Below are 760 nucleotides of genomic sequence, written 5' to 3'. Positions count from 1 at the left end.
TAATACACCTTTGAAATAAATTTTAGAATGAGTTAAATCAACATTTTTAACCCTTAAGACTTCACAATCAATCACTTCTTTATCATAAGCAAAAATTGTTTCTTTTACTTTTTCAAGAGACATGAATTTTCCTTAAATTTTTAGTCATTTTATGATAACTAGAACTCCAATATTTATCGCTTTTTTCTCCTGCTAAAACATTAAAATAAAATTCATTTCTATCTTTTTGATATTCTTGTGAGATATTACCATAATCATATTTATGATAAAGTATTCTTGAATTCATTTCATTTTTAGGTATAAAAATAAAAGGATAAAATTTACTCACACTAAAATTATTATATTTCTGACTCAAATCTAAATCTTGTATCGCAATAGCTTCATAATCATTATCTGCTTTTAAAAGTTTAATTTGTCTATCTTTTCTATCAAAATAAATCAATTTAAAATCGCCTTTTATGCTTGTATTAAATTTTTTAGTGATAGATTCCAAACAAAAATCTAATTTATTATATATACTTTTAAGTTGAGAAATTTCATTATAAAATTTTTTAATACTTTCGTAATATCTTTGATTTTCTATATTTTTTTTACAAAAAGTTTGTATTTTCTTTTCTAAATTTTCCTGATCTACATAACATATATAATTATTATCTAGCATAGATCTAGTCCAAGTAATAAAAGCTCTTGCACCTTTTACACTTTGTAAATTATCATCAATATTTTGAAATTTCAAAAAGATAGAGTGAAGAGATTTGAT

At 21.7% G+C, this 760-nt stretch carries 1 pseudogene; it reads right to left on the bottom strand.

The window, feature by feature from the left end:
• Positions 1-112: 112 nt before the first annotated feature.
• Positions 113-760: pseudogene (locus CAMP5053_RS08230) on the bottom strand (hypothetical protein); the annotation flags it as partial.

The organism is Campylobacter sp. S4:11 (assembly GCF_024723695.1).
GTDB classification, from domain to species: domain Bacteria; phylum Campylobacterota; class Campylobacteria; order Campylobacterales; family Campylobacteraceae; genus Campylobacter_D; species Campylobacter_D jejuni_C.
This window is presented reverse-complemented; position numbering and strand designations above follow the sequence as displayed.